This window comes from Mesorhizobium sp. M7A.F.Ca.CA.001.10.2.1 (genome assembly GCF_003998575.1).
In the GTDB taxonomy this organism is placed as follows: domain Bacteria; phylum Pseudomonadota; class Alphaproteobacteria; order Rhizobiales; family Rhizobiaceae; genus Mesorhizobium.
Genome location: NZ_RZQY01000513.1, coordinates 1 through 4,416, shown reverse-complemented (window position 1 = coordinate 4,416; position 4,416 = coordinate 1). Strand labels below are relative to the sequence as shown.

5 protein-coding genes and 1 pseudogene are annotated in these 4,416 nt (G+C 65.3%); 4 read left to right on the top strand and 2 right to left on the bottom strand.

Annotated features, from left to right (window positions below; genetic code table 11):
• The 4 genes from EN964_RS26155 to EN964_RS26140 form a co-directional block, all read left to right on the top strand.
• On the top strand, positions 1-517 hold a 517-nt coding region (locus tag EN964_RS26155; RefSeq protein ID WP_127276909.1), incomplete at its 5' end, for an ABC transporter ATP-binding protein.
• A gap of 5 nt (positions 518-522) precedes the next feature.
• On the top strand, positions 523-1,404 hold the full coding sequence (locus EN964_RS26150) for a branched-chain amino acid ABC transporter permease (protein ID WP_127269886.1): 882 nt from the start codon (positions 523-525) through the stop codon (positions 1,402-1,404).
• A 4-nt stretch (positions 1,405-1,408) separates the two neighbouring features.
• Positions 1,409-2,038 (top strand): FMN-binding negative transcriptional regulator, encoded by a 630-nt coding sequence (locus EN964_RS26145; RefSeq protein ID WP_127269888.1) that lies wholly within the window; start codon positions 1,409-1,411, stop codon positions 2,036-2,038.
• Positions 2,039-2,067: 29 nt separating this feature from the next.
• Positions 2,068-3,114, top strand: coding sequence for an ornithine cyclodeaminase (locus EN964_RS26140; protein WP_127269890.1), 1,047 nt, complete (start codon positions 2,068-2,070; stop codon positions 3,112-3,114).
• Positions 3,115-3,126: 12 nt separating this feature from the next.
• Here the strand turns inward: EN964_RS26140 and EN964_RS26135 are convergent, their stop codons facing one another.
• The gene (locus tag EN964_RS26135) at positions 3,127-4,230 is read right to left on the bottom strand and encodes an alcohol dehydrogenase family protein (RefSeq protein WP_127269892.1); all 1,104 of its coding nucleotides are present in this window, start codon (positions 4,228-4,230) and stop codon (positions 3,127-3,129) included.
• A gap of 9 nt (positions 4,231-4,239) precedes the next feature.
• Positions 4,240-4,416, bottom strand: a pseudogene (locus EN964_RS38805) (aspartate aminotransferase family protein); the annotation flags it as partial.

Sequence of the window (4,416 nt, the reverse complement as noted above, 5' to 3'; positions counted from 1 at the left end):
CGACATCACCGGCCTGGCGCCGGAGGCGATTGCCCGCAAGGGCGTCGCGCTGGTTCCAGAAGGCCGCCGTATCTTCGCCAGCCTGACGGTGGCCGACAATCTGCGTCTCGGCGGCGCAGTGCATCAGCCGGCGGCCGAGGCAAGGCTGCGCGAGGAGGAGATGCTGGAGTTGTTCCCGATCCTGCGCCGCTACCACCGCGTCAAGGGCGGCAATCTGTCGGGCGGCGAACAGCAGATGCTGGCCATCGCCCGCGCGCTGATGGGCAAGCCGCGCATGATCCTGCTCGACGAGCCCTCGCTCGGCCTTGCCCCGCAACTGATCGACACCGTCTTCGACCTGATCGCCGAACTGCGCCGCAAGGGCCTGACCATCCTGCTGGTCGAACAGAATGTGGCGCTGGCGCTCGAAATCGCCGACCGCGCCGTTGTGCTCGCCAATGGCGAGGTGGTGCTGTCGGGCACGGCAAAAGAACTCGCTTCATCGGACCTCGTCCGCCAAGCCTATCTGGGAGCTTAAGAAGCATGATCGCGCAGCAGATCATCAATGCGGTGAGCCTCGGCGGCGTCTATGCCCTGCTGGCGCTCGGGCTGGCGATCGTCTTTTCCATCGTCGGCCTCATCAACTTCGCCCATGGCGAGCTGATGACGCTGTCGGGCTATGCGCTTCTGGCCTCGCTGGTGCTCGGCTTCCCGTTCCCGGTGGCGGTGCTTGTCGCCGTCTCCTGCGGCGCGCTCGCCGCCGTCGCCATGGAGCGTATCGCCTTCAGGCCCATGCGCGGCGCCAGCGTCACCAGCCTGCTGTTGACCAGCTTCGCGGTTTCCAGCTTGCTGAAGGTCGTCTTCCAGAACGGCATCTCGGCACGGCCGCAAGCTGTCGCCATGCCTAGCTGGATGACCGGCGCCTTCTCCTTCGGCGACTTCACCATCGGCGTCGGTCCCAGCATCTCCATCGTCGTCTCCGCACTGGCGCTGATTGCGCTGGAAGTCTTCCTGCGCCGCTCGGTGACCGGCACGGCGATGCGCGCCGCGGCGGAAGATTTCGACGTCGTGCGCCTGATGGGCATTCCGGCCAGCCGCATCATCGCCACCGCCTTCCTGCTCTCCGGCCTGCTGGCCGGGCTGGCGGCCATGCTGTGGGTGGCGCAGCGTGCCTCGGTCGATCCGCTGATGGGCTTTACGCCGGTGTTGAAGGCCTTCATCGCCGCCGTCGTCGGCGGGCTCGGCAGCCTGCCCGGTGCGGTCGCCGGCGGCTTCCTGCTCGGCATCATCGAGGTGCTGTTGCAGGCGACACTGCCGGGAGCGATCGCGCCCTATCGCGACGCCATCGTGCTGTCGGGCGTCATCGCCGTGCTGCTGGTTCGCCCGCAAGGCCTGATCCCGGCGGTTCGCGCCCAGCGAAGCTGACCTGATGTATACCAAGCTCGAGTTCGCGCCACTGTCGCGCGACGAGGTGTTCGGCCTGATCGAGGCCGCGGCCTTCGCCGCGGTGGTGACATCGGGACCGCAGGGTCTTGTCGTCTCGCATCTTCCCTTCGTGCTCGATCGCGCGCGGGGTGAAAACGGAACGCTGGTCTCGCATCTCGCCAGGGCCAATCCGCACAGCGCGCTGATCGCCGAGGGCAGGGAGACGGTCGCCATCTTTCACGGTCCGCATGGCTACATCTCGCCGTCCTGGTATCCGCGCAATCCGGTGCGCGACAGCGCGCCGACCTGGAATTTTGCTGTCGTGCATTGTCATGGGCATCCGGTGCCGCTCGACGATCATGCCACCGCCCGGCATCTCCTGCAGCTTGTCGACGTGCTGGAGAAGGAGCGCGACGACCGCTGGTGCATGCGCGAACTGGGACCAGGCGGCATGGAGCGGCGCATACCGCATATCCTTGGGTTTGACCTGCCGATCGAACGGCTCGAAGCCAAGTTCAAGATGGGACAGGATGAGCGCCTCTACGACACGGGCGGAGCTATCGGGGCGCTGGAACAAAACGATCCGGCGCTGGCGGCGATGATGAAGGCGCACAACGCGCATCGCCAGGACTGACCGCCCGCATGCGGCAAGGATAAGAAAAAATGATCCCCAATCTCAACATCGTGCCCTTCGTCAGCGTCGATCATATGATGAAGCTGGTGCTGAAGATCGGCGTCGAGCGCTTCCTCGTCGAACTGGCCGGCTACATCGAGGATGATTTCCGCCGCTGGGAGCTGTTCGACAAGACGCCGCGCGTCGCCTCGCACAGCGCCGAGGGCGTCATCGAGCTGATGCCGACCAGCGACGGCGAGGTCTACGGCTTCAAATACGTCAACGGCCATCCCAAGAACATGCGCGAAGGCCGCCAGACGGTGACCGCTTTCGGCATGCTCGCCGATGTCCACAATGGCTATCCTGTCTTGCTATCCGAAATGACGATCCTGACCGCACTGCGCACGGCGGCGATGTCGGCTCTGGCCGCCAAATACCTGGCGCCGGCCGGCTCCAGCTGCATGGCGCTGATCGGCAACGGCGCCCAGGCCGAATTCCAGGCGGTGGCCTTCAAGGCGCTGCTCGGCGTCGACAGGCTGAGGCTTTACGACATCGACCGCACTGCCACCGAAAAATGCATCCGCAATCTCGCCGGTCTCGGCTTCGACATGGTCGCCTGCGGCACCGCGCAGGAGGCGGTCGAGGGAGCCGACATCATCACCACCGTCACCGCCGACAAGCAGTACGCCACCATCCTCACCGACAATATGGTCGGCTCCGGCGTGCACATCAACGCGGTCGGCGGCGACTGTCCGGGCAAGACCGAACTGCACCGCGATATCCTGCTGCGCTCCGATATCTTCGTCGAATATCCGCCGCAGACGCGCATCGAGGGCGAGATCCAGCAGCTTGCGCCGGATCATGAGGTGATCGAGCTGTGGCAGGTGATGTCGGGCGCCGTACAAGGCCGGCGCGATCCCGGTCAGATCACGCTGTTCGATTCGGTCGGCTTCGCCATCGAGGATTTTTCGGCGCTGCGCTATGTCAGGGATCAGCTGCGCTCGACTGGCCTCTACCAGGAACTCGACATGCTGGCCGACCCCGACGAGCCGCGCGACCTGTTCGGCATGCTGCTGAGAGCGGCCCAGCACGGTTGAGACGAGCGTTGTTCAGCCAGCCGAGCCCCACATGGCATCCGGCACCACCACCAGCTTGCCGACGAAATCCTTGGCGATGAAATCCGCCTGCGCATGGTGGAAATCGGAGAGCTTGTAGACGCCGCCGACCAGCGGCCGGATCTTTCTCGCCTCGATGTAGCCAACGATGCGGCGGAAATCCGCGCGCGTGCCCTGGCTTGAGCCATGCAGCTGCAACTGCTTCAGGTACATGGTCCTGAGATCGAACTGCACGACCGGGCCGGCAATCGCGCCTGCGGTAGTGTAACGGCCCTCGGGCCTGAGAATACGCAACAGGTCGTTGAAGATGGCGCCGCCGACGAGGTCGGCCACCACGTCGATCGGCTGGCCTCCGGTCGCCTCGTTCACGGCTCGCGGCAGGTCGGCAACACCACGGGTGATGACAACCTCGGCCCCGATGTCGCGCACCGCCTGTTCCTTGCCCTTGCCGACGACCGCATAGGGAATGGCGCCGCGCGCCCGTGCCAGTTGCACGATGCCCGAACCGACACCACCCGAGGCGCCTGTGACCAGCACACGCTCGCCGGCCTTGAGCGCGGCGCGCTCCAGCATCTGTTCACCGGTGAGGTAAGCGCAGCAGAAGGTGGCGAGTTCGATATCGCTCATGTCGGTGTCGATGACATGAGCGTTCTCGGCCGGCACGGCCTGGTATTCGGCGTAACCGCCATCGCGGCCATGGCCCATATAATCGATGTCGGCGAGTGAATCGTCGTCGCGGTTGTAGATCGAGAAATCGACCATCACCCGTTCGCCGATACGGTCCGGCGATACGCCTTCGCCGACGGCGGCGACGATACCGACGGTGTCCGTGCCCTGGATGCGCGGGAAAACAAGCGTGTTGCCCTGGCGGCGCCATGTCGACACGGCGGCAGCGTCCTCCTCCGTGCCATAGGCGCCCTGGCGCACCCAGACATCGGTGTTGTTCATCCCGCAAGCGCTGACCTTGACCAGCACTTCACCGGGAGCGGGCCCGGGCACTTTCACATCGCTGCGGTAGACGAGTTTTTCCGGTCCGCCGTGCCCGGTGAGCAGCACGGCGGCCATGGTGGCGGGGAGGGTTCTGATCATGGCATTCATCGGTCGATCTCAGAGATTGGCAAACACGCTCTTCACGGCATCGGCGGTCTTCGACACGACGATGTCGGCTTCCTCGCGGGTCAGGCAGAGCGGCGGCGCGAAGCCGAGAATATCGCCCTGCGGCATGGCGCGGCCGATGACGCCGCTTGCGGCAAGTGCCGTCGCCACCTGCGGGCCGATCTTGAG